Origin of the sequence: Paenibacillus sp. FSL H3-0469 (assembly GCF_038051945.1) — a bacterium.
In the GTDB taxonomy this organism is placed as follows: Bacteria; Bacillota; Bacilli; order Paenibacillales; family Paenibacillaceae; genus Paenibacillus_AQ.
Genome location: NZ_CP150302.1, coordinates 7,700,202 through 7,723,015, shown reverse-complemented (window position 1 = coordinate 7,723,015; position 22,814 = coordinate 7,700,202). Strand labels below are relative to the sequence as shown.

At 49.7% G+C, this 22,814-nt stretch carries 27 protein-coding genes; 5 read left to right on the top strand and 22 right to left on the bottom strand.

Annotation, left to right across the window (positions count from 1 at the left end; translation table 11 throughout):
• Positions 1-2: 2 nt before the first annotated feature.
• The 8 genes from NSS83_RS33440 to NSS83_RS33405 all read right to left on the bottom strand — a co-directional run bounded on the left by NSS83_RS33440 (position 3) and on the right by NSS83_RS33405 (position 5,621).
• Complete coding sequence (locus tag NSS83_RS33440) at positions 3-398, bottom strand: hypothetical protein (RefSeq protein WP_341347433.1); 396 nt, start codon at positions 396-398, stop codon at positions 3-5.
• A gap of 29 nt (positions 399-427) precedes the next feature.
• Entirely contained in the window at positions 428-976 is a 549-nt protein-coding gene (locus tag NSS83_RS33435; protein ID WP_341347432.1) for a GNAT family N-acetyltransferase, read from the bottom strand.
• A gap of 388 nt (positions 977-1,364) precedes the next feature.
• Positions 1,365-1,787, bottom strand: a complete 423-nt coding sequence (locus NSS83_RS33430; protein ID WP_341021047.1) for an Rrf2 family transcriptional regulator — start codon at positions 1,785-1,787, stop codon at positions 1,365-1,367.
• A 107-nt stretch (positions 1,788-1,894) separates the two neighbouring features.
• Positions 1,895-2,254, bottom strand: coding sequence for a carboxymuconolactone decarboxylase family protein (locus NSS83_RS33425; protein ID WP_341347431.1), 360 nt, complete (start codon positions 2,252-2,254; stop codon positions 1,895-1,897).
• Positions 2,255-2,335: 81 nt separating this feature from the next.
• Positions 2,336-3,082, bottom strand: a complete 747-nt coding sequence (gene map, locus NSS83_RS33420) for a type I methionyl aminopeptidase (protein ID WP_341186348.1) — start codon at positions 3,080-3,082, stop codon at positions 2,336-2,338.
• A gap of 96 nt (positions 3,083-3,178) precedes the next feature.
• Entirely contained in the window at positions 3,179-3,808 is a 630-nt protein-coding gene (locus tag NSS83_RS33415; protein WP_341186349.1) for an SGNH/GDSL hydrolase family protein, read from the bottom strand.
• A 165-nt stretch (positions 3,809-3,973) separates the two neighbouring features.
• The gene (locus NSS83_RS33410; RefSeq protein ID WP_341186350.1) at positions 3,974-5,152 is read right to left on the bottom strand and encodes an NAD(P)/FAD-dependent oxidoreductase; all 1,179 of its coding nucleotides are present in this window, start codon (positions 5,150-5,152) and stop codon (positions 3,974-3,976) included.
• Between the two features lie 31 nt (positions 5,153-5,183).
• Positions 5,184-5,621, bottom strand: a complete 438-nt coding sequence (locus NSS83_RS33405; RefSeq protein WP_341186351.1) for a DUF1641 domain-containing protein — start codon at positions 5,619-5,621, stop codon at positions 5,184-5,186.
• Positions 5,622-5,945: 324 nt separating this feature from the next.
• On the opposite strand from NSS83_RS33405, the gene NSS83_RS33400 reads away from it, so the two are divergent.
• Positions 5,946-6,563: a nitroreductase family protein gene (locus NSS83_RS33400; RefSeq protein WP_341186352.1), complete on the top strand. Its 618-nt coding sequence runs from the start codon at positions 5,946-5,948 to the stop codon at positions 6,561-6,563.
• 73 nt (positions 6,564-6,636) lie between these two features.
• On the opposite strand, the gene NSS83_RS33395 is transcribed toward NSS83_RS33400, so the two are convergent.
• The 14 genes from NSS83_RS33395 to NSS83_RS33330 form a co-directional block, all read right to left on the bottom strand.
• Entirely contained in the window at positions 6,637-7,308 is a 672-nt protein-coding gene (locus NSS83_RS33395) for a hypothetical protein (protein WP_341347430.1), read from the bottom strand.
• A 572-nt stretch (positions 7,309-7,880) separates the two neighbouring features.
• A complete protein-coding gene (locus NSS83_RS33390) occupies positions 7,881-8,867 on the bottom strand; it encodes a hypothetical protein (protein ID WP_341186354.1) in 987 nt (328 codons plus the stop codon).
• Complete coding sequence (locus NSS83_RS33385) at positions 8,846-9,439, bottom strand: sigma-70 family RNA polymerase sigma factor (RefSeq protein ID WP_341186355.1); 594 nt, start codon at positions 9,437-9,439, stop codon at positions 8,846-8,848. The genes NSS83_RS33390 and NSS83_RS33385 overlap by 22 nt, the downstream gene beginning before the upstream one ends.
• Before the next feature lie 177 nt (positions 9,440-9,616).
• The gene (locus tag NSS83_RS33380) at positions 9,617-12,994 is read right to left on the bottom strand and encodes a X2-like carbohydrate binding domain-containing protein (RefSeq protein ID WP_341347429.1); all 3,378 of its coding nucleotides are present in this window, start codon (positions 12,992-12,994) and stop codon (positions 9,617-9,619) included.
• A 198-nt stretch (positions 12,995-13,192) separates the two neighbouring features.
• A complete protein-coding gene (locus tag NSS83_RS33375) occupies positions 13,193-13,420 on the bottom strand; it encodes a hypothetical protein (RefSeq protein ID WP_341186357.1) in 228 nt (75 codons plus the stop codon).
• Between the two features lie 14 nt (positions 13,421-13,434).
• Positions 13,435-13,977: a hypothetical protein gene (locus NSS83_RS33370; protein WP_341347428.1), complete on the bottom strand. Its 543-nt coding sequence runs from the start codon at positions 13,975-13,977 to the stop codon at positions 13,435-13,437.
• Positions 13,974-14,435, bottom strand: coding sequence for a hypothetical protein (locus NSS83_RS33365; RefSeq protein WP_341347427.1), 462 nt, complete (start codon positions 14,433-14,435; stop codon positions 13,974-13,976). Before NSS83_RS33365 ends, NSS83_RS33370 begins: the two co-directional genes overlap by 4 nt.
• Before the next feature lie 127 nt (positions 14,436-14,562).
• A complete protein-coding gene (locus NSS83_RS33360; protein WP_341347426.1) occupies positions 14,563-15,084 on the bottom strand; it encodes a hypothetical protein in 522 nt (173 codons plus the stop codon).
• A 69-nt stretch (positions 15,085-15,153) separates the two neighbouring features.
• Positions 15,154-15,501, bottom strand: coding sequence for a hypothetical protein (locus NSS83_RS33355; protein ID WP_341186360.1), 348 nt, complete (start codon positions 15,499-15,501; stop codon positions 15,154-15,156).
• 197 nt (positions 15,502-15,698) lie between these two features.
• Entirely contained in the window at positions 15,699-15,875 is a 177-nt protein-coding gene (locus NSS83_RS33350) for a hypothetical protein (protein WP_341347425.1), read from the bottom strand.
• Positions 15,876-16,019: 144 nt separating this feature from the next.
• Positions 16,020-16,358 carry a hypothetical protein gene (locus NSS83_RS33345; protein WP_341347424.1) on the bottom strand — a complete coding sequence of 113 codons (339 nt, stop codon included), beginning with the start codon at positions 16,356-16,358 and terminating at the stop codon, positions 16,020-16,022.
• Positions 16,359-16,697: 339 nt separating this feature from the next.
• Entirely contained in the window at positions 16,698-17,348 is a 651-nt protein-coding gene (locus NSS83_RS33340; RefSeq protein ID WP_341348799.1) for a DUF1775 domain-containing protein, read from the bottom strand.
• A 67-nt stretch (positions 17,349-17,415) separates the two neighbouring features.
• Positions 17,416-18,081, bottom strand: a complete 666-nt coding sequence (locus tag NSS83_RS33335; RefSeq protein ID WP_341347423.1) for a response regulator transcription factor — start codon at positions 18,079-18,081, stop codon at positions 17,416-17,418.
• The gene (locus NSS83_RS33330) at positions 18,050-18,922 is read right to left on the bottom strand and encodes a histidine kinase (protein WP_341347422.1); all 873 of its coding nucleotides are present in this window, start codon (positions 18,920-18,922) and stop codon (positions 18,050-18,052) included. Before NSS83_RS33330 ends, NSS83_RS33335 begins: the two co-directional genes overlap by 32 nt.
• A gap of 471 nt (positions 18,923-19,393) precedes the next feature.
• On the opposite strand from NSS83_RS33330, the gene NSS83_RS33325 reads away from it, so the two are divergent.
• From NSS83_RS33325 to NSS83_RS33310, 4 genes are all read left to right on the top strand, one after another.
• Positions 19,394-20,089, top strand: a complete 696-nt coding sequence (locus NSS83_RS33325) for a response regulator transcription factor (protein WP_341347421.1) — start codon at positions 19,394-19,396, stop codon at positions 20,087-20,089.
• Complete coding sequence (locus tag NSS83_RS33320; RefSeq protein ID WP_341347420.1) at positions 20,082-21,179, top strand: HAMP domain-containing sensor histidine kinase; 1,098 nt, start codon at positions 20,082-20,084, stop codon at positions 21,177-21,179. Before NSS83_RS33325 ends, NSS83_RS33320 begins: the two co-directional genes overlap by 8 nt.
• 179 nt (positions 21,180-21,358) lie before the next feature.
• Positions 21,359-22,222 (top strand): M15 family metallopeptidase, encoded by an 864-nt coding sequence (locus NSS83_RS33315; RefSeq protein WP_341347419.1) that lies wholly within the window; start codon positions 21,359-21,361, stop codon positions 22,220-22,222.
• Positions 22,223-22,269: 47 nt separating this feature from the next.
• Positions 22,270-22,785, top strand: coding sequence for a VanZ family protein (locus NSS83_RS33310; RefSeq protein WP_341347418.1), 516 nt, complete (start codon positions 22,270-22,272; stop codon positions 22,783-22,785).
• Positions 22,786-22,814: the final 29 nt, after the last annotated feature.

The window sequence follows — 22,814 nt, the reverse complement described above, 5'->3', positions numbered from 1 at the left end:
CCTTAATTCCCGGCCAGCTTCGCCCCCGCGTATACCCTATGCTCCTGCGAAGCAGCCAGAATCCAGACGGTTAACTGCTGCTTATTGAACAGGAACTCATTATCTATTCTGAGATAAGGGAGCTTCGTCCCCTCGAAGGGTCCGTCATTACGCAACATTGCATTTTCCGCCTTCATAATATTCTTCACCTGATCTTCACTCAGCCGCAGGAACTGCGCAGTCTCTGCAAGTGTCATTAACGGATGATCCTCAGCTTGGCTCTCCGTCTGCGCTCCGGCAGGTGCCGGCAGTTGCGTCTCATAACCCGCCCTAATCCGATCACCGATCACAAAGCTGCCGGCAACCAGACACAGGCCCAGAATCAGAGCAGCTCCCAGGACGGTATATTGATTCTTCATGAACAGCATCTCCTTATATGTATGTTAGATTAATGCGCAGCCTTATACGTAAGGAGCCAACAGTCTCTCCACTTTCCTTCATGCAGTTCATGCTCCGGTAAAAGCTTGCCGCGGACAAATCCGTTTTTCTCGTAGACTCTGAGTGCCCTATGATTCCAGCACTGCGGGTCCATGACAATCAGGTCTGCCTGCTCCACTTCAATCAGATGCTTCACCATCCCGCCTACTAATAGTGAACCAATGCCTTGGTTCCAGCTCTGCGGCTCACCGATGAATTGATTCATACCGTAGACTTTTCCCATATACTCTGCGTAACCGTACTCTATCAGCTCTTCCCTGCCGACAGGATAGAACTGGATATAGCCTATGTCCCTGCCTTTGAACTGCACAATTGCCCGATGAATCTCCTCTTCCTCATGATTATAAAAAGTCGTCTGCACCAGCTCCTGATCATGCGGAAGGTCACGGCCCCCGTAATATTCCAGCACCTCCGGGTCTGAGAGCCATCGTACGAGCAGCGGCGCATCTTGCTGTTCCAGCCTGCGGACACTGAGGTCCCCGTTCTGAAATAGAATCATTATGAGATCTCCCCTTATATTCCTGTAATCCTGTCACATATGTGTCAGTCTAAACGATAGAAATCGCAGTGTAAAGTTAACGCCAGGACAGCTACGCGTCAAAAAAAGTGGCCCCGCCGGTAACCGGCAGGGCCAAAGTCTATTGTAAGGGGGTCATGGGTCTACTATACTGAGCGAAGCTTAAGGCCAGATGAAAAACACATAAAGGTTTAATGAAAATGCATGAATATATATAGTAGCAAAAAGAAAAACCCTGCCGAGGCACGGCGGGGTCTTCCACAAATGGTTCCACTGGGGGGTGGAGAACTTCACTATACTCCCCGAACCTTAAAAAAACATAAAGCGGGGCTGAAGGTTTCCTTAAAATTCACTTCCATCAAATCCTGGCTTACCCTACAGGAATCTGATGTACGATCTGATCCAGGGTGACCTCCTGCAGCACATTCTCCATCGCCTTCTGTGCAAGAGAGAACACAGGAACAATAGCTCCTGCAATGTTCTTGCCCACCGGACACTCCGGGTTCGGATGCTCATGGACAGAGAACAGAGAGTCCTCTTCCACCGCATTCACTGCCTTATAAATCTGCAGCAGCGTAATATCAGCTGCACTGCGGGCAAGCTTCGCTCCGGCTACACCGGGACGAACTTCCACAAGTCCTGCCTTATTCAACATACCCGTAAGGCGGCGAATCACTACGGGGTTGGTATTCACGCTGCCGGCGATCCACTCGGAGGTACTTTTGCCGTCTTTGTTGCTGTCAATTAAGGTTAAAATATGAATAGCCACCGCAAACCGCGTGCTAATGTTCATAACAATCACTCCTTCACACTGGCCGGAAAACTTCCGCCAGATGCAACTATAATAGTTACATTTCGAGCAATTGTCAATCCCGCGAGGAGTTTGCAGACAACAGAACACTATTCACTGTCATAAGCCTGCAATGCCACCGGCAGGGCTTGAATCACCACATTGCCCACCGCCGGAAGGGGCAGCAGCACTGCGCTGATGATCTCGTCACGGGTTGCGCCGAGCGCTTTGGCATGCTTGACATGAAAGGGAAGCCCGCTCTCCAGCCTAACCGCCGCGAGTACGGAAATATAAGCAATCTCCTCGGTTTTGGCATCCAGGCTGCTTGCAGCATCCAGCTTCTTCACAATTTCGCCAAGGGCTTTCTGCTGCTCCGGCGCTTCCTTCATAAATGTCATAAAGGCATGACTGACTTGCGGTACATTATCCACTTTAAATAACCCTCCGATTCTGGAAACATATTCTTGCATTCCAAATCATAACATCATCTTTAGTATGAGGGTTTCTTGCGTAATGCATACATTACAACTGTTAAATATTCCTAAATCTCTTCACGCACTGGTCAAAATAATCGGCTTGCCCTTGGTGACCACAATGGTGTGCTCAAACTGGGCCACGCGGCTGTTGTCGGCGACGCTGAGTGTCCAGCCATCCGCCTGCTGCTCTACAAAATCAGTTCCCGTGGACAGAAACGGCTCGATGGTAATCACCTGTCCTTCTTTCAGAACCGTCGAAACACGCGGATTATAGAAGGGCAGAATCTCAAACGGCTTCTCATGCAACGCTTTGCCGATGCCATGGCTGCATAGGTTACGCACGACTTTATAGCCGCGCTTCCGTGCTTCAGACTCCATAACCCGGCCGATCTCGTTAACCTTCATACCCGCCCGGAGATGATTAATCACGCTCATCATGGTCTCTTCCGTACTCCGGCAGAGGTGAACCAGTTTCTCATTATAAGGAGGCAGTTGAAACGATACCCCGGCATCGCCAAAATAACCGTTCAGCTCGGCGGAGACATCAATATTGATCAGATCTCCGGCCTGAATGACGCGTTGTCCCGGAATTCCATGTGCCACCTCTTCATTGACACTGATACAGGTCGTTCCAGGGAAGTTGTAGGTTACCTTTGGAGCAGATTTTGCGCCAAAATGGTTCAGAATCTTCGCCCCCACTTCATCCAGCTCCGCAGTCGTCATTCCGGGAACTACACTTTTTTTCATCTCCGCGATGGTGTGGCCTACCACTGCACCCGCCGCTTTCAGTCCTTGCATATCCTGGAGCGTCTCGCTCGTCATCCCTGCTCACATTCCTCTCGTTATCAAAGCTACACCTTGAGTATGTATCCTACAAGTATAACAGCCTTGTTACGCAGAGTGAAATGAACGTACCTATTACCTTATTGCACCTACAGCCTTCATCCAGGCATCGGCGATTAGGGCATGTCCGGCAGGCGAAGGGTGCACGCCATCCGCCGCCCAGTAGCCAGGTTCAGCGTTGACGGATGCCGCTGCGAACAGGCCGTCCAGCGGCACCAGCACCGCTCCGTATTCACGGGCCAGCTCACGGACCACATGGATTTTGGGGTCCAGGTCCTGACGCCAGCCCTTGCGGTCTTCCGGCACCGGCAATACGAACGGCTCCACCAGTACCAGCTTGGCATCCAGATGCTGCTTGGTCCGTTCAATCAGATCACGGTAGGACGACTCGAATTCAGCTGCTGTAGTCTCCTGCCCCGAATCATACCAGCGCCAGGTATCATTTATTCCAATATAAATAGATACCCAGGTTGGCTTCAGCGCAAGACAATCCCGCTCCCAGCGCTCCTGCAGGTCTACCGCCCGGTTGCCGCTGATTCCGCGGTTCAGGAACGTAAGATTCTTCTCTGCATACTGAAGGCCAAGCCGGGCGCCGGCCATCAGCGCGTAACCTACACCCAGCGATGAGGCATCGGCGTAATTGCGTCCACAATCCGTGATACTATCCCCCTGGAACAGGATGATATCGTTCTTTTGAAATGGCATGCCTGAAATCCTCCTATGAAAACATCTGTTATATAAACATGATCATTATAGCAAATAGACTTTCCTGCGGACACGTTTTCATTGAAAATTATTCCTTCTATTTTAAATTAGAAAACCCCCTAAGACTGCCATATGACAGCCCGAGGGGGATCTTAGGATCAAAGATTAATAGGCCAGGCTGAACAAGCCATGGATATGAGTCAAGTAACGGATATTGCTGGCTTCCTTCATCAGTGTAGCCGGCAGCCCCTTCAGCGGAGTGGAGTTACCGCCGACAATGGCTACCCCGTCTTTGCGTCCGAGGCTGGCAAGTGTGCCGGAATTGACCGGGCTGAAGGCTTCCTGCGGTTTATCATTAAGATATGCGAACAGATTGTAGCCGATCAGCTCACCCATCTGCCAGGCGATCTGTGCCGTTGGCGGATAAGGACGGCCATCCGGTGCAAAGACAACAGCGCTGTCTCCGGCTACAAATACATTAGGGTGTGAAGTGGACTGCAGGAACTCATTCACCGTGGCCCGGCCGCGGTTGACTTCAAGACCGGATTCCCCAACCAGCGGATTGCCCTGTACCCCGCCGGTCCAGACGAAGGTGTTCGCCACAATCTGCTGGCCATCCTTCAGATCAATCGTATTGTCAACCACCTTCGTAACCGGAAGACCCGTCAGGAACTGCACCCCGCGCTTCTCCAGGCTGGCCGTAGCGCGCTCAATCAGATGATCCGGCAGGACGGGGAGAATCTTCGGACCCGCCTCAACGAGCAGAAGCTTGATCTCAGCAGGATTCACTCCGTATTGCTTCGTCAGCTTAGGCAGAATGTCAGCAATTTCGCCTACCAGCTCTACGCCGGTCAGTCCGCCGCCGCCGATCAGAATCGTAGCATCTGCTGCGTTGCGGGTTTTGGAATAGTCACGAATCCGGTCTTCAATATGACGGCGGATCCGCAGCGCATCTGCTGCTGATTTCAGCACCATGCTGTACTCTTCAAGTCCCGGAATACCAAAGTATGCGGTGGTGCTGCCGAGACCGACAACGAGAGCATCATAAGTCAGCATAACGCCGTCCGAGAGAATAACCTGCTTGTTCTCTGCGGAGAACGAGTTGACCTTGGCGATTTTCAGATCAATATCCTTACCGGCGAACAGCTTCGCCAGTGGCATGGCAACCGCCTGTTCAGACGCACTGCCCGCTGCAAGCCGGTGCAATTCCGTAATAATCTGGTGTGTCGGATACTGATTGACAACCGTAATTTTGGCTTCCGCTTTGCTCATATATTTACGAACGGTTAAGGCACTAAGCAGACCGCCGTAGCCTGCACCTAGAATCACTATATGTTTTGACATGATTATTCCTCCATCATTAAGTATTACGGGCTTATTTGCCCGATTGGCGTTCACCGCTGACCTGCAGATAGGCATTCATAAACCGGAGAGCCTTCTGCACCTGCGGGTCCTTGATCATCTTCATCATGCCGAACAGGCTGACGGTTTCGCTGCTTGCTTCCGCGCGGTCTTTCGCTTCAATGACAGTAGCCGCCAGATTCTTGGCTGTGCCCACCACAGGACCCGCCATTTCCTTGATCGCACCGACTGTGTCATTCTTAAGCACTTCATCCGTGGCCACCGACTGCACAAAATCTAATGATTTGGACAATACACTGACCATTTGTGTGATCTGCGGCAGCTGCTCGACCAGTACCATCAGAGATTGCTGAACCTCCGGCTTCAAGAGCTCTTTCAGTACATCCTCTTTGGGAAGGGCTGCTTCTGGTATTTCTTGTTCAGGAAGATTTTGGGTAAGGGTTTCTGACATATCGAAGTCTCCTTTTACAAATCGTATTCTTGCATAATGACATCCAGGTAAAACTATGTGACTATTATAACACTCTATTTGTTATTATTGTCACAATCTTTTTGTCTTTTCAACCTATTTTTGTGATTATTATCACTTCCTCGTCGATTTCATCCAACTTAGTCATTAAATCAGGTTAAATTTACAAATGATTATGTTTTTGCTCATTGACGTATACGGATAGTCGTGATATCTTAAGCAAGTAACTTATTGTAAGTTTATTAATTAATATCAGCAATTAATTTTAACTAAGCAGCATACATAATTAGATGGAGGTAATGATTTATGAGTACTTTTTCCGAATTGGTGCAATCCCGCAGATCGGCTAATAATTTCGTGGAAGGTGTTACCATCCCGCAGAGTGAGCTTGAAGAGATGTTCTCCCTGGCCCGTCTGGCTCCCTCAGCTTATAATCTTCAGCACGCCCATTACAAAGTAATCAGCGATGACAACGTGAAGGAAGCCATCCGCAAGGACGCGTATGGCCAATACAAGATCCACACTGCTTCTGCTGTTATTGTCGTGCTGGGTGACAAGAATGCCTATCAGCAGGCTCCTGAAATCTATAGCGGGCTTAAGCTGCTGGGAGCAATGAGCGAAGATGCTTATGAGCAAACCATTCAATCCATCAATGATGCATATACCGGGAATGATGCGTTCCAGCGGGATGAAGCGATCCGCAATGCTTCTCTGTCGGCGATGCAGTTCATGCTGATTGCCAAGGATAAGGGCTGGGATACCTGCCCGATGATCGGCTTCGATCCGGAGGCTGTGAAGGCTACCCTCGGTCTGGGCGACCATATGGTTCCAGTAATGCTGATTACGATCGGCAAGGACAACCAGCACAAGATCAGATCGCGCGGCTACCGCAAGCCGGTTAATGAGTTTGTTGAATTTATCTAATAAAAAGGGTCTTCCGGCTACTACACCGAAAGACCCTTATTTATATCATCCTTCCGTATTCATAACCCCATCCTCACCGGGCATACTGCAAAATTGCCACAGCCGCACGCTCCTGCCGCTCTACATCCGTGCTGTGCAGAGCCGCCTTCAGGATAGCCAGCGCCTGCGCAACTGTAGCTTCATCCACCTGAACTGAACAGGACCCGGCGGCACTCCCGCCATCCCCTGCCTGATTCCCCAGCCACAGATCGATACGGGCTGCGGGCAGCACTCCGGAATAGACAGTTATTCTGCTGTCAGAGGCAAGCAGCTCTGTTACAGCCGGATGAACCGCAGCGAGGGGCAGACTCTTCAGCCAGGTGACACCGCGCCGGTGTGCTGTACTGTCCTCTGTTCCGCTGTGCCGGGTATCATAGAAATAATCGCCAAGATCCCCAAGATATACCCACTCTTCATCGGCGATCAGCACATAATCCCCATCCTGCATCGCATTGACGAAGATATCCAGGGTATTCGCTGCACTCTCCAGCTCCTGTCCGTGATAGCTGGCAGCAACCAGTTTACGGATAATCTCTTCTCTGCTATGATGCTCCAGATCACCCACGCCGGGATAGCCCGCACATATATAATTATCCTCCAAAAAGGACTTCAGCAGCCCGCTGCCGGGTTCCTCAAGCTTCACCCCATACAAGCTCATTTCCGTATCCTTTCCCTCCACGCAAAGCTGCCGGAGTATACGCAGCATTGAAACCATCCTTTTCATTATACAGCAAAGGCAGTGGGATTTGAATTCAGCAGATTCTAAGGAAATCGCAGAATAATAGCGCTTACAAGACCTTTTTCCAAACAGGAAGTGCAAATTTAAAAATTTCGGCTTTTTACTATTCTCCGTACGGACGGTATAATTCAGATATCAGCTCAAGGAAACAGACACTGCAGAAAGAACGTGAGCCAGGGCAGAATCTCCGGCAGCTAATCTTAAGCAGCGCTCCACCTTGTGACTGAGACTATATCTTTGATCCTGACATTCCCGCCTTAAGTGAGTCCCTGCACGAAACGGTATGAGCTTCTTAAAGCTCACAGGCTACACCATCCAATCCTATCGTGGTAAGCGGATCAGTTAGAGCAGTATGAATGTGCAGGATAGGCAAATATACTGCCGCCTCGGACCATTTCTACCCGGCTGAGTACAAAGGATAGGATAAGGAGTCTGAGACTAACATGGGTATAGTGGTAACATTATAAACCTCTATTGTTGATGTACTGATCAACGATAGAGGTTTATATGTGTTTGCACAGTCTTACCGCCGCTCTAGGTTAACGCAGGCCTTCAGCCACTTTTAGCAGCATCTCTCTGGTGACTTTAGGCGAGCCGGTACTTACCTGATACATCAAATTCCTCTCCTCATCCTCCCGCACCTCAATCCAGCGGATGTAAGCATAATAACCGTTGCTGTTATTCTCATAGGCTTGGCGGTTCTCAACATACAAGGCTTCCTCAGAATTCACCTTTAGATGCTCAACCTTTGTATTTGCCCAAACATCAGATGTAAGCTGTGCCCATGGAGTAAGCGGGGAATAAGTAATCGAGATGAAATCATTTTCTCCCTTAGGACCTTGGTACACCAGCTCAGGACTAACCGTCCCGGCTTGCTGGTTGGGCACATTGAAGCTCTTGATCCAGGCATAATGCTCACCGGGCTTAAGCCGCTTGGTTAGGACATTCGTGTATTTTTTGACCCAGGAGCTGTCTGTAATGCCCACTGTACTGTCGGATCTTCCTTCGGCAAAATGATACCCTTCCGGCATTCGGCCCGGCACGCTCAGCTTACTTGTGACAGGCTCCATAGCCTTCTTCCAGCTATCGATATCTGTGAATATCTGCGGGCGGTTAATCATACGGAGCTCCGTCATCCCGTTTGACCTGGAAATTAGCAGCATAGCCGACTCATTATCAGCGAGCTGGGACTGAATGTCTGTAATCATTCGCCTTGTATGGTTCGCAAAGGCTGTCGACTCATTAGCTCCCTCATGAATGTCTACTTCCAAACTGGTGGCACCATAAGTAACCTGCCATAGCCGCTCCGCACCATAGACCACGCCGCCGAATAGCATCAGTCCGCAGAGTACCAGGGCGATCCTCGCTGTCCCGCGCACGCGCACGGGCCGGCCGGTATTTCCCCGCTGCTGCGGCAGATGAAATTGCTCAAAGCTCGCTGCTAACCGCTGCTCTAGCGGCTCCGGTACGGCTATGGTACGTCTATACTCAGCATACTCCTGCTTCAGTTGACTCTCGGCAGACATGTCCATTCCTCCTTCATCTCATCTTCCTCCGTAAAAGCCGCATGCTGCCGCAGCTTGCGCAGCGCTTTATGATGCCTGGACTTAGCTGTCCCCAGTGGTATGCCCAAGGCTGAAGCAATCTCATCATAGCTGCACTCCCCATAGTAACGCAGCACAATTACACTGCGGAGCTTGGGCGGCAGTCCGCTGACCAGCTGCATCAGTTCGCCCTGTTGTTCCTGCATCAGAAGCTGTGCATCCGCCCCCGGATACAGGATCTCAGATGTATTCTCCCGGCTGCGGATCATGAGCCGCATCAGGCGCCAGCTTCTGCGGTTCCAATTACTGCATTGCCTGACGATTATACCGTTCAACCAGGCGCCGAAGGGGCGTGTGCCATCATACTGCGGCAGGCAACGGAACAGCTCGACATAAATTTCATTGACTACATCTGCCACATCAGCCTGCCGGTTCACCAGCAGGCTGACCGTTCCGTATACCTGTTGCCGGATGGTGTTATGTAATACGGTGAAGGCTTCTTTATCTCCTTGTGCCAGCCTTTGCAGACAATCCCGAAGCTCTTCTTCAGTCATCTTCCTCTCCCCTCTCTAAGTTGACTTCACTCTATATTGGTCCGGTACCGGCCGAAGGTTCCCTTATTATGCAATTTATTTCATCCTGACATATCAAAAACCGGTTGCCCATGAGTTTCATCATGTGCAACCGGTTCTTGTGCTGCCGCCGGAACCTCCCTGGCTATGCGTTACAGATTACAAAGGCTCATTCCCCCATACCAGACTGCCGGAGAGGTAAGCCGGAAGCTTGGCCCAATCCGCAGGAGCTGTACCTGTAGGATTAAACGAATAGTCATCGGACTGGTTATAGTTGGTCCAGTCCACCTTGGAGGCCCGCATCTGGATATCGATGCTGGCTCCCGGAGCAAGCGAGCCTGCTGCTGCTGTGAAGCCCAGCTCCAGGTAATGGTCCGCTCCGCTCAAGGCTGCCGGAAGCTTCACGAACGTCCCTGTCACATTGGCGCTCCCTATCTGGGACCAGTCACAGAAGAAATTCTGGGCCTGCTCGCCGTCACTGGTGTAATAATATCTGAGCTTCACATCTGCGAGGGAGACCGCAGCAGTACCGGTATTCACCAGCTTGATCCGCGGGCTGAGGGCATTCGTTGCAGCTGCCGTGCTGCTGTTGAACATCTGGACCTTCAGACCGCCGTCCACCGGCGCTGTCGTATCGCTTACTGTAACCGCCAGGGTCTTCGCAGCCCCTGCACTGAACTGGAAGCTCAGCGTGGTTGTTCCCACAGCCTGTGCTGCCAGATAGGCCTTGTGGATCGTTACAACCGATCCGCTCACTGTATAGTCGGTTCCGGCGGTTAACACTGCCGGGCCATTTTTGATAGAAGCTAAAGTATTCCCGTTCAAGGTCATCGCTATTTCAATGTCGCTCTGATTACCCGTCTTCTTGTCGAAGCTGGCAGTGACTGGTGTTATGGCTGAATCATTAGCCGTTGATGTCGTATCTGCCACCGTAACCGTTAAGGTCTTCGCAGCTCCGGCACTGAAATGGAAGCTTAATGTGCTAGTTCCCACAGCCTGCGCTGCCAGATAAGCCTTATGGATCGTCACTGTTGAACCGCTGACTGTATAATCCGTGCCAGCAGTTAGCGTAGTAGAACCATTGGTGATGGAATCCAGGGTATTTCCGTTCAAGGTCATCGTCACTGCAATGTCGCTCTGATTCCCCGTCTTCTTATCAAAGCTGGCAGTGACCGGCGTAATGACGGAGCCTGCTGCCGGAGGGTTCACCGGATCTGCATATAACGTCCCGCGGCCATTGGTTCCGAGATAGACACGGCCATAGACGCGCGGATCTCCTGTAATCGCCATATTAATTCTGGCATACTGATGATTATCATCATTAATCCTCACCCAGCTGGCTCCGGCGTCATCCGAACGGAAGACTCCTCTAACCCCGTCAATCTGGGCTACCGTATAGAGTGCCATATAATTCTCACCCGGCGCGGCCTTACCGAACCCGATCAGGTCCGCTTCTTCCACATTGCTCAGCTTCGTGAAGCTGGCACCTGAGTTGGTAGAATGCCAGATGCCGTACTTATCCAGCGGATGCCCGCCGGCGAACCAGATATCTCCTTCAACGCCTGGCATCGCCTTAAGACTGACCTGTGCCTGGCTGGGCTGCAGGCCGTTCACGTTATTGGCAGGCAAGCCGGTGGCTGCCGTAGCAGTGAAGGTAGCTCCGCTATCCGTACTGACATAGAGCTTGCCCTCATAGAAGCCATAGAATTTATTCGGATTCACCCGGTCCGAGGCAATCTTCGCTCCGGCAGGTACGCCGCTGCTTGCGGTCCAGGCATTGCCCCCGGTCTTGGAATAAAAGACCCCGATATCTGAGGTGCTCCACAGCAGCGCATTGCCGCTCGCCGATACAGCAATCTGGCCCTGGCCTACCGTGGTGCTGCCGTTTCTGGAGGGTTCCGCATTGGGCATATACCAGTTCTTGCCGTTGTCATTCGAAATCCCGATCGACTTGCTGTTCGGATATTTCTCTTTGTCCACACCGCCGACACGGACGACATAGGCCGGGTCCAGCTCCGCATAATCGATGCTGTTCGTGCTGGCCCAGGAAGGGCTGGTCTGGAACTTGACGGGTGCCGCTGTCAGATCCTCATACCGGAAGCCGGACACATCGCCAAGTGCGGTAATCAGGTGGGCACCCGCTGGCGGGCTGATCAGCCCAAGCACTGCGGTCTCTTCTACCCCTTTAGCCATAACGGATATCTTGACCTTGCCGCCGGTGTCCCAGGCTCCGAGGTTATTCGTACCATAGATCGTAGCACCCGTGCCGTACATCATCCGGTCCGAGTTGAACGGGTCAATCTCAAGGTCCCCCATCATCCAGCCCATCTTCGGTGCAGGATCAAGCGAGCTCGAAGTCAGTCCAAGATTAAGCCACGGCGCCGCCGTGATATCCATCTCGAACTTGTAGTTGCGCTCCGGATAGAAGCCCCAATCCCAGATCCGGCTCCAGGTCTCTCCGCCGTCCTTACTGCGGAAGATCACCTCGTCCGGCCACCAGGCGTTGAGACTGGCGACCATCAGCGTATTCGGATGCTGGGCATCCAGGGCAAGCCCACCGAAGCCGTAGAAGTTGTCGGCCCCCGTTGTAGGGCTGATATTTTTCCAAACCCCGCTGGTTGTGTTGTATTTCCAGACCTCGCCTTTGTGTCCGTCATACGGACCTACCCCGTCACTGTAAGTAATGTACAGATCGCCGGTAGGAGACAGCTCCCCATGATGCGGAAGCAGGCCTACAGGCTGGCCGGGCAGCGCAGACCAGGTGGCGCCTCCATCTGTGCTGCGGAACACACTTTTGGCGGTATCGGCGACGCCGACATAGATCGTCTGGGTCGCTTGTCCGGCAGAGCCCGTGCTTTTATCAAAAGTAATCCAGGACAAGCCCACGATATCACTCTGATACTCATTCCCCGGATCTTGGATGTACGTTCCTACGTTAGTGAAGGAGGTAACCTTGGACCAAGTCACGCCAGAGTCCACACTCTTCCACAGACCGTTCCCGCTCCGCGCCCCGAAGAACAGGATGCTGTTCTTATTAGGGTCAATCACCAGCCGTTCTCCGGCTGAACGTCCAGGCATATTGCCGCCAACCTTGAACGGCAGCGGGGTAGACTGCCAGGTATCCCCACGGTCGCTGGAACGCATAATTTGACCGTTGCCGTCCCAGGAATTCGTGTATGTGCCCGTTGCCATATACACCTTGTCCGGATCAACCGGATCAGTAGCCAGCGCATCTACCCCGTTCTTGTTCCAGTCCGCCCAGCCGACCGAGTCAGTCAGCGGAATCCAGCTCTTGTCCGCCTCATTCCAGCGGTAAGCGCCGCCAATATCCGTCCGCGCATAGATCAGATTCGGTTCCGTCTGGTTGAAAATAATCCCCGGCACAAAACCGCCGCCCGCACCGGTAACCACACTGTTCCAGCTATAGTCTTCAGTGGCTGCGGCATGGGTTACAGCGGGAGCAACGTTCAACAAAGAGCCTGACATCGCTGTCAGCAGGACAAGTATTCCTAGTCTTCGGATACGTTTTCGACTCATGATCCTTACCTCCCCAAGCATACTTTGGTAACGCTTCCATCATAGAGCAGATTTCGCCGATGCTGTGAGAGAAAACGGTTGATTATACGGGAATTTTGTCAGCAATTAGCGCACCATTTTCACACTTGACGAATTTGGGGATTGGGGTACTGTGTAATGAAAAAACCTCGCGATCAGCAATCGCAAGGCAGTTCAGAGCTAGTTCTCTATTGGAGGCGGCAGCACAATCGGCTGATACCCTAGCGCAGCATCCACAATCTCCTCCGGCGTCAGCTCCGGCTCATTCCAGAAGATCAGATCACTCACGCCGGGATGAGGCACATTGCTCGCTACCACCTCCAGCCACTCATCCAGCTCCGCCTCAGTTCCTTCAGCGTTCACGATCTTGGTTACAAGAGCAATTAGTTGTTGTCGGGATAGGGACATTATGGGAGCCTCCTTTATGGTTTAAATACCCACTTCAGCACATTGTGGCTATTGCGCATCATCTTGTTTGGGTCGGTATGGTAGTCTACCACCACTTCAACACCTAATGCGGCAACAAGGAAATCATTCGACAGTTCGGAAGATAACAACAGGTTTGATAGTGCATCATAGAAGGGCTGGTTACGTTCGTTCAGAGTATCGTCCAGGTAATCTATATGGCGGGTATCGATTGAAATTCTTGTTTCATACACTTCTTCCGACTTGCTCAAAAGCACTACAAACCTGTTCAGCTTGGCCTCTCCCTGGATTAGAATAATTCTCCCTTCCTCTAGAAGAGCGGTTAAAGGGTCTGTCAGCATTCCCTGAATCGTGAGAGTTCTCGAATCTTCATATTCCCAGTTTCTTATTGATTCGATCTGTTTGATAGCAGGTGCAAAACCCTTGTCTCGCACAATTCTCAACAATTTATCCGGGTCAATGATGTCCCGAGAGTAGATGACTATGTTGAAGTTAGCGGCTATGGGGATCACCTCGCTCAATAAATCTGTATTAGTCAAATTAAATGGACCTGCTGGAGTAGCAGCATATCATGATCGGTTAACTGCAGCTTAATTCCAGACAGCATTTTGTTAGAGAAATAAAAACCAATATTCTCTCCCGCTTGTACAATATCGTCAGGTTGACCTGCATTCAATAGGCAATAGATGTTGTTGTCCTTATAAGCCACTGTTAACTCGCCTCTTTCCTCAACAAGAAAGTCATCACTCATCCTTTCCTTTGTTGTTAAAGATAAAGCGGGAAGCCCTGAGGTTCTTATCTGCGGATAATTTACGTACTTATCTGAGAATGAGTCAACAAAAAATGTCAACTCACTAGGGAGCAAAACTTCTTCACTTGTATAAGTTTCCCTGCTTTTATCAAAGTAAATAATGAGAGGTTCCGCTTTACCATAATAACACCATACTAGTCTCCCGTAATAATCTTTCACCTTGTCATAATCAAATACTATTTTCACCAAAATAAATCTGTCTGATATTTTCTCCAGACTAAAGTAGCTTCTTTCTATATGTGCCCTCTTCCATAGTTTTTCTAGTCTTAATTGTATCTGCGTTCCCTCCTCCTTTTATTAGATAGATCCTTCCTTAGCTATCATCATTAGGTTGCTCCACTTTATTAATAGGAATTGCTATATGAGAATTCTCAAAAACCCGGAAAGTATAAGCTTTTCCAACGTCTACATTAACGTATCCAGGGGCCAGGTATAGCTTTAAACGCTTAGAATTGTCACTAACCCAAATACGGTCACTACTTCTATACTCATGTTCTCGTTCAATAATGGATACCACTTTTACGAGATATCCTGTGAAGACATCTTTGGTCAGATTATATGTATTTATCCCAGTAACACAGATACTAAATACTGCAAATATGAGAACAGGTAATAATACTACTCTTTTCCATAACTTATCTAACTGATTACGATTTCGAACGAATGCCAAAGGAAGCTCTACAATTAGTCCATACAAAGAAACTATCCCACGAAACATTTCAAACAACAAGATCCTTCGCTCAAATGAACTATACTTTAAGACTATTGTAGCGATAAGTATAGTAAACATAATGATAAATAATACTCTCACTATTGTTCTTTTTTTTATTTCCATATACCTACCCTATGAGTTCGAATTGTTGATACAAGTTTAGAGACAAAGCTTTCACCTGGAATTATGAACTCAATATTCACCGTTATTTGCATTTTTTTCAAAATGACTATAGATATTCTCATCATCGATTGGTTGTATATTTTCAAAATAGTTCTGTTCAAACAATCTTCTGACAACAAATTCAATTTCCTCTTTGCTCACATCTTTTACTAAAACCAGATTAGGTTCAATGGAGTAGTATCCATATGTTTGTATTTCTAATTCGTAGTCCTGCTGAAGCCTTACCATATCATAGACTTTTATGTTAAATAACTTGTTCCCTACCTTAACGTAAACATCATTCCTATACCCTTTGCTCTTGCCCTCCCATTCTGAACGTTCAGTATCATTTAAGTACAGCACTTTGAGGTTCTCCATATTGTTCTCCTATTTATTGTCATTTAACTCGTATCGACTTATCTGATACTTTTTTCCCTTTTATTCAAAACTTAATCCATCATCTATAATTTCTCCATTCAAATTTAGAAGAATATAATATTCAGCGAAAGATCTCCCCATAAAAATTACGTTTAAAGTAGTATTCACATATTCAATTGGATTATCAAACCTGTAATTTATAATAAGGGAAAAATCGTCATTATTAAAAACTTCTCTAATTCAAACTCATTTTCATTTCTTGGAACACAATTAATATTCAATTCAGTAAGCCTACTTATTAAATCAGATATTGATTTATTATTCCCTTCTTGTTCTTTAACAAGTAATTTAGCATAAAAGCTTTCTACTCCCATTATTTCTCCACCTTAATTGGAACGGATTTTAATCCTGCTTGTTGTGCTTCCCGCTCTGGATTCTCGGCTACCCAAATTATTCTCAATTTAGATTCATTCATTTATCATGAAGCAGTAAAACAGCTACTGATAAATCTAACTATATTAGTGTATTACAAAAAAATCATCGTCAGGTGTACCATCAAAATTTAAAAGCAGTTGATAGTATCCAACTTCTTTCCCTTTATATTTAACAGGGATTGTAACAATAACATGATTATAATCACATTTAGGATAGTTGTTACTATAATTTATTGATACTGATTTAATTTCGACTTCAAAATCCCCTCTATCCTCTTTTCCTTTGTATGCAGAAAAATAGCATATAAATTCATTAGGCTCTTCGATTTTATAATTCTCTAGATTCATCCAAAATCCCTTATATGCTTTTTGTTCAATATCGTGTTCTATAATCCATTTTTTTAATTCTTCAAAATCAAACATTAAGCATCTCCTTTCAATTAATTTTTCTAAAACTTCAAAATTCAGATATTTTCATAAAGTCATCTCATTTTGGAAGATATAGGGGTACAAACACTTTAACGATTCTGCCGCCTTTTTGCTACCTTTTTTAGGAAATCAACCGACTTGGGATCCAATACTTATTCCCTCACTCTCCGCGCTATCACAAATAGCCATTATATAAACAGCATCCAGTATAGTGCAACAGACAACAGTCCGGGCCAACGCCGCACCCATACCAACCACAAAGAACCCCGCAGCAGAAATCACATCTGCTGCGGGGTTCTCTCCATACAAGTCAATCCATCCTAATCCTCCAGCCTACTCCTGCTTCCTCCGAAGCAAGGCTATCGCTGCCAGCAGGAAGGAGACCAGCGAGATGCCGAGGGTAATGTAGAGCATCGGCGAGGTGCCGGTGCTGGCGCCTTCATTGTCCACAATGGCCTGATGCTCGTCCATGGTCATGGTGCCGGAGCCGGACATGTCTGCGGCACCGTGGCCGTGACCGCCATCGGCGCTGCCGGAGGCTTCAGCGATGGCGGTGATGGAATGCGGGGATTCTGAGCCGGCTTCGCCGGACCATTGCACGAGGCTGCCATCCGCATAGTGCTGATAGGCATCCCAGGCGATATCGCCTGCGGAGTCCGGGTTCTTGGCTGTGAAGTAGAAGCGCTGGAACTGTCCGGCCTGAATGCCGCCATCCTTGGCAATCCAGCTTACTTTATTCCCGTCCACTGTTACCTCCCAGCCGGGAGTGGCTTCGTATTGCTTAAATTCCGCGCCTGCCGGAATCCGCAGATCCACCTGGACGGTGGCGCTTTCTTTTTCAGACGGTACTTTCAGGGTATACGTCTCCCAGGCCCCCGTGCTGGACTGCGCTGGACTAACGGTTACGTGGGCGCTCGCCACGGCTGCGAACAACAGTAGTACGGCGGCTGCCGGTGCAGCCAGTGCTGCTATTTTGCGAAACATTCTATTCAATGGAATCTCCCCTATTCTCTAATAATGGATATTGGGTCTGTCTACGCTATCTTAAGCTCTATCTCTTCCCCGGAAAATCCCGCTCCCGCGAAGCCAGTCCCTGCTCCATCGCATATCTGGTAAGCTGTGTGCGGTTCTGAAGCTGAAGCTTCTGAAGAATATTCTTGAGATGATTCTTGACCGTATGCTCGGAGATCCCGAGAGTGACGGCAATCTCCTTATTGGTGGACCCGGAGGATACACAGCCCAGTATCTCCTTCTCCCGCGCGGTTAATGCCTCCCGCTCCTCCTTGACGGAGGTGACCGCGAACTCCTTCAGAATCTGGAATGCCAGCTCCCGGCTCAATGGCACCTCTTCGCTTACAATTGCCAGCAGATATTCGATCCAGGTGGACGGGGCCAGGTTCTTCAGGAGGTACCCCTGCGCGCCCTGCTTAAGCGCTTCGAACAGATAAGAGATCTCATCCGACACGGTGACAATGACAATCCGGACATACGGATATTCCAGCTTAATGCGCCGCGTGGTCTCCAGACCGTCCATTCCCGGCATTTCGATATCGATCAGAATGAGATCCGGCATCCATTGCCCGGTCCAGACGATCGCCTCAGCTCCGCTGGCCACCGCACCAATCACTTCAAACCGTTCATCCAGTCCCACAATCTCGATCATCGCTTCACGTGCATGCGCATGGTCATCGACGATCAGCACCCGGCAGCGTTCCATTCTGCGCACCCCCTTTTACAATTTCTACAGTGGTTCCGTCCGCTCCTGAGTGAAGTTGAAGCGCCCAGCCCATACTGCGGGACCGTTCCCTCATAATCTGCAGGCCATAGCTGCCGTTCACCGCAAAAGGATCGTCATGCTCAATTCCAGCACCGTCATCTGCAATGGTTACACGCCAGCCATGCTCATTCCCTTGGCCCGATACGGATACCTTGCCCGCACGTGTGTGCTTACGCACGTTGATAATCGCTTCACGAATGCAGGACAACAGCTCTGCCTGTTCCGCCGGTGTGAGCACCTGCTCTTCCAGATGCCAGTCCAGAGATACCTCGATCATGACTTCTCCGGCTATTGCCGCCAGCTGCTCATGGATAGAACGCTCCAGCGAAAAGCTCTCCGCGCCGCTCACCGGCACCTTCAGATTGGCAATGGCCTGACGTACATAACGGTTCACCTCGTGAACGGTCTTCTTGATCTGATCCACACTGTCCGCGCTGACGCTGCCGTCCTTACGGCTCTGCTCCAGACGGTCAATCCGCACGGAGAGCAGGAACAGGGATTGGGCCATTCCGTCATGCAGCTCCTTGGCCAGAGCCTCCCGCGCTTCCATCGCCCCTGTTGCCGCCCGCTCCTGCTCCAGCTCCCGCTGGTTCCGCTCCATGATCCGAAAGAGCGGCAGCAGCAGAATAATACTGAACATAAAAACCAATACAGGTGTTAAGTAGTTTCCCGTGTCCATGGAAATGTACTGCATCAGGAACTGATGTCTCACCCACTCCCAGATACCCACCATGACTGTTGGAATCAGCAGGATTAGCACTTTAATTCGGGTATACGTCACGGTTCCCTCCCTAATTACTATGGATTACTTTATCATTCCCGGGCATTTCCCGGCATGACTCTTTCGGGCTATACCCACAGATAATTGTTACGAAATTAAGTATTTAAAATGTTAAATAAGAAGCGCTAAAGAAATTAACACAAAGCAAAAGAAACGGAGGGGAAATTTGGAACTGTAGGAGCGGTAGCGACCGCCCGAAAGCTTTCCGCAGGAAAGCTACCTCGTAAGCATAAGCTGTCACCGGATTTCAACCGCGAACAGCGGATTGGATGAAGAAATCTGGGGACAACAGCGGCCGGAAGTCCAAATGTTCACCGCAGTGACGATGAAGCTTCAAGTTCAAAAATCTTAAGTGCTTCTTATATAGTCTTACTATCATAACAGTTAGCGAAACAATATCCGATAGGTTACACTAGGATTGAAGCACAATCAAGGATAATTTCATGCTGACACTACAGGAGAGATAATGAAATGAAACGAATTACGATTCTTGTCGCCGACGACGATGCGGAAATTGCCGATCTGATCGGACTGCATTTGGAAAAAGAAGGCTACCACCCTATAAAGGTTACAAACGGCCCGGCGGCGGTGCAGGTCATCCAGTCCAGGCATATCGACCTGGCAATTCTGGATATTATGATGCCCGGGCTGGACGGGTATGAGGTGACCCGGCAGATCCGGGAGCAGCATGGGCTGCCGATTATTTTTGTGAGCGCGAAGACTTCGGATCTGGATAAAATCACCGGGCTTGTCATCGGCGCCGACGATTATATGACCAAGCCCTTCAATCCCATGGAGCTGGTCGCCAGAGTGAACGCGCAGCTCAGACGTTCCATGAAGCTGAACCAGCCGGTTACCGAGCAGAAGGCCGTGGTGGAAGCCGGGGGACTGATTGTCGATCCGGACCGCCGTTCCGTGACCTTGTACGGACAGCCCGTGGAGCTGACGCCGAAGGAATTCGATATCCTGTATTTGCTCGCCAGCTACCCGAAGAAAGTATTCAGCGCTGAGCAGCTTTTTCAGCAAATCTGGGGTGAGGCTTATTATGAAGGCGGGAACACCGTGATGGTCCATATCCGCACCCTGCGCAAAAAGCTGGGCGAAGACCAGAGTAAAAATACATGGATCAAAACGATCTGGGGAGTTGGGTACACGTTCAATGGCTAATCTGGTCCGCAGCTTCCGCTTCAAAATGATATCCCTGCTGGTACTCAGCATGCTCTGCTCCGGCGTTATTACCTTTGTACTCTACAAAAGCCTGCAAATGTATTATACCTCTCAGGTGAAGTATGAAGACAAGCTGACCCGCTTCCGTTACCTAATTGCCGATTTCGGCGACCTGAATTTCTTCCTGATCTTCTTCATTCCGCTGGCGCTGCTGTTCTTCTTCCTGTTCACCAAGCCGTACGCCCGCTATTTCAAAGAAATCTCGCATCATATCCGCCTGCTGGCTAACGGGGATTTCAAAAGCCGGATCGAAATCCATTCTAACGATGAATTCGAGGATATTGCCGCCGATCTTAACCAGGCCAAAGACAAACTCGAAGAAGCGGTGGAACGCGGGGACTTCGCGGAGAACAGCAAGGACAAGCTGGTGCTGAATCTGGCTCATGATCTGCGGACTCCGCTGACCTCTGTACTCGGCTACCTGGATCTGGTGCTGAAGGACGGAGAATTAACCGCCGAACAAGTTAAACATTACACCACGATTGCCTACACCAAATCACAGCGGCTGGAAAAGCTGATCGATGAGCTGTTCGAGATTACCCGGATGAACTACGGCATGCTTACCGTGGAGCAGCGCCCCCTTGATCTGAGCGAGCTGCTGGTCCAGCTGATCGAGGAATTGTATCCTCTATTGGAGAACAACGGGCTGACGGCCCGGATTGAGGTCACTCCGCAGCTCAAAATTACCGGGGACGGGGAACTACTGGCCCGGGTGTTCGAGAACCTGCTGACCAATGCGGTGCGTTACGGCAAAGACGGCCGTTATGTCGATATCCGCTGCTACCCGGAGGGTGAGCAGGTCGTTGTCCAGGTCATCAACTATGGAGACAGGATTCCTGAGGAGGACCTGCCTTTTCTATTCGATATGTTCTATACGGGCGACCGGGCGCGAACCCATCAGGAAGGCAGTACCGGGCTGGGATTGTTCATTGCCAAAAATATCGTCGAGCAGCATCAGGGGACGATCTCCGTACAGAGTGACACGATCCGCACGCTCTTCGAGGTCCGTCTGCCGGGTCTGATCCACTAGTCTGCTCCAGCTATAGCCGAAGTGTTGCCGTCCTTTTAGAAGGACGGTTTTTTTTGCATGTACATTTCAAGCTGGAACACTTTAAGCGGAGACGTTTTAAGAAAAACTTTATCTTTCCCCCACTTCTATTTAAACACGCTCCCCTATGCTTAAGTCATTGAAACAAGGAGGACGAGAACATGAAGAAATGGTTAGTGGTAATTGTGATTGCCCTGCTGATCGGTTATGAGTGGCTGTCCAGGGATAAAGAGGATGCCACGGCAGACCTGAATATTAAGACAATACGAGTCTCGGCAGATAATGATAATGGCTCGAAGACTCTGACCGTGATCCCGAAGGGCCAGATCTATCAGGGGAACCTGCTGCTGGTCAACAAGGAGTATCCCGTTCAGCCCTCGGGGGTCAGCGCGGATATTGTAAGGCTTACCGATTATGATGAGCTGACTTCCGGCTACCTGCTGCTGGATCACAAAACGCTGCTCTCCAAGCAAGTGGCAGAGAAATTCACCAAGATGGTACATGCCGCAGCCGGGGATGACATCAACAGCTTTCTGATCAGCAGCGGCTACCGGGACAATGAGAAGCAGAAGCAATTATACGAGGAAAAAGGAGCAGACTACGCTCTTCCGCCCGGATACAGCGAGCATAACCTGGGCTTGTCGCTTGACATCGGCTCCTCTCAGATGTCCATGAGCCATGCCCCTGAAGGGCAATGGCTGCGGGAGCATGCATGGGATTACGGCTTCATTCTGCGCTATCCTGAGGATAAAACAGATATCACCGGCATCAAGTATGAGCCCTGGCATTTCCGGTATGTAGGGCTTCCGCACAGTGTGATTATGCGCGACAAGAACTTCACGCTGGAAGAATACCTTGAATTCCTTAAGGAGCAGAAGTCGATTGTCACTACCGTTAACGGGGTCGAATATCAAATTTCCTATATCAAAGTTACCGGGAACACTCCTGTTCCCACCCCTGACGCTCAGCATATTGAGTTCTCCGGCGACAATATGAACGGTGTGATTATGACGGTCTATCCTTAAGGACTAAGCCATATAACATTACAATCTATAGAAAGCGGTGATATAAAATGAATACGGCACACAAGCAGACAAAGTACGGCTTACAGGTACTGTTTATCGTCTACGTGTATATTTTGTTTAAAATTATTTTGTTCAAATTCGGTTCGATGGATCTCCCGTTTCTATGGCAGCAGCTCCAGAACAGCCCGGGCCATATTGCCGCCAGTCTGCAAAGAGGAAATTTGGTCCCGCTGGCCACCTTAACCAATACCTATCACCATATCAGCACAAGCACCGTCGTTAATTTCCTGGGGAATATCGCCTTATTCATTCCTTATGGCATCTTCCTGGTGCTGCTCAACCCGAATGGAAAAGGCAGCGGCTCCTTCACCGGAGTCCTGCTGTGGTCCTTCGCGTTAAGCGCGGTGCTGGAATGCTCGCAAGCCGTCTTCTATATTGGAACCTTTGATGTGGATGACCTTCTTCTGAATACATTTGGCGGGATGCTGGGATATATGCTGATCCGGCCTATCCAGATGATCTATATGACAGGCAGACAAGGCCCCTCCGTCACCCAAAAGTGACGGGGAGCCTTGCTGTCCGTTCGCCCTGC

Coding starts and splice junctions, on each gene's coding strand:
- NSS83_RS33380 (WP_341347429.1), bottom strand. CDS start 12,994: ATGAGTCGAAAACGTATCCGAAGACTAGGAATACTTGTCCTGCTGACA.
- NSS83_RS33345 (WP_341347424.1), bottom strand. CDS start 16,358: ATGTTTGATTTTGAAGAATTAAAAAAATGGATTATAGAACACGATATT.
- NSS83_RS33385 (WP_341186355.1), bottom strand. CDS start 9,439: ATGACTGAAGAAGAGCTTCGGGATTGTCTGCAAAGGCTGGCACAAGGA.
- NSS83_RS33325 (WP_341347421.1), top strand. CDS start 19,394: ATGAAACGAATTACGATTCTTGTCGCCGACGACGATGCGGAAATTGCC.
- NSS83_RS33435 (WP_341347432.1), bottom strand. CDS start 976: ATGATTCTATTTCAGAACGGGGACCTCAGTGTCCGCAGGCTGGAACAG.
- map (WP_341186348.1), bottom strand. CDS start 3,082: ATGACGAGCGAGACGCTCCAGGATATGCAAGGACTGAAAGCGGCGGGT.
- NSS83_RS33400 (WP_341186352.1), top strand. CDS start 5,946: ATGAGTACTTTTTCCGAATTGGTGCAATCCCGCAGATCGGCTAATAAT.
- NSS83_RS33395 (WP_341347430.1), bottom strand. CDS start 7,308: ATGCTGCGTATACTCCGGCAGCTTTGCGTGGAGGGAAAGGATACGGAA.
- NSS83_RS33320 (WP_341347420.1), top strand. CDS start 20,082: ATGGCTAATCTGGTCCGCAGCTTCCGCTTCAAAATGATATCCCTGCTG.
- NSS83_RS33340 (WP_341348799.1), bottom strand. CDS start 17,348: ATGTTTCGCAAAATAGCAGCACTGGCTGCACCGGCAGCCGCCGTACTA.
- NSS83_RS33390 (WP_341186354.1), bottom strand. CDS start 8,867: ATGTCTGCCGAGAGTCAACTGAAGCAGGAGTATGCTGAGTATAGACGT.
- NSS83_RS33410 (WP_341186350.1), bottom strand. CDS start 5,152: ATGTCAAAACATATAGTGATTCTAGGTGCAGGCTACGGCGGTCTGCTT.
- NSS83_RS33350 (WP_341347425.1), bottom strand. CDS start 15,875: ATGGGAGTAGAAAGCTTTTATGCTAAATTACTTGTTAAAGAACAAGAA.
- NSS83_RS33310 (WP_341347418.1), top strand. CDS start 22,270: ATGAATACGGCACACAAGCAGACAAAGTACGGCTTACAGGTACTGTTT.
- NSS83_RS33375 (WP_341186357.1), bottom strand. CDS start 13,420: ATGTCCCTATCCCGACAACAACTAATTGCTCTTGTAACCAAGATCGTG.
- NSS83_RS33335 (WP_341347423.1), bottom strand. CDS start 18,081: ATGGAACGCTGCCGGGTGCTGATCGTCGATGACCATGCGCATGCACGT.
- NSS83_RS33440 (WP_341347433.1), bottom strand. CDS start 398: ATGAAGAATCAATATACCGTCCTGGGAGCTGCTCTGATTCTGGGCCTG.
- NSS83_RS33405 (WP_341186351.1), bottom strand. CDS start 5,621: ATGTCAGAAACCCTTACCCAAAATCTTCCTGAACAAGAAATACCAGAA.
- NSS83_RS33360 (WP_341347426.1), bottom strand. CDS start 15,084: ATGGAAATAAAAAAAAGAACAATAGTGAGAGTATTATTTATCATTATG.
- NSS83_RS33425 (WP_341347431.1), bottom strand. CDS start 2,254: ATGCAAGAATATGTTTCCAGAATCGGAGGGTTATTTAAAGTGGATAAT.
- NSS83_RS33315 (WP_341347419.1), top strand. CDS start 21,359: ATGAAGAAATGGTTAGTGGTAATTGTGATTGCCCTGCTGATCGGTTAT.
- NSS83_RS33355 (WP_341186360.1), bottom strand. CDS start 15,501: ATGGAGAACCTCAAAGTGCTGTACTTAAATGATACTGAACGTTCAGAA.
- NSS83_RS33430 (WP_341021047.1), bottom strand. CDS start 1,787: ATGAACATTAGCACGCGGTTTGCGGTGGCTATTCATATTTTAACCTTA.
- NSS83_RS33415 (WP_341186349.1), bottom strand. CDS start 3,808: ATGCCATTTCAAAAGAACGATATCATCCTGTTCCAGGGGGATAGTATC.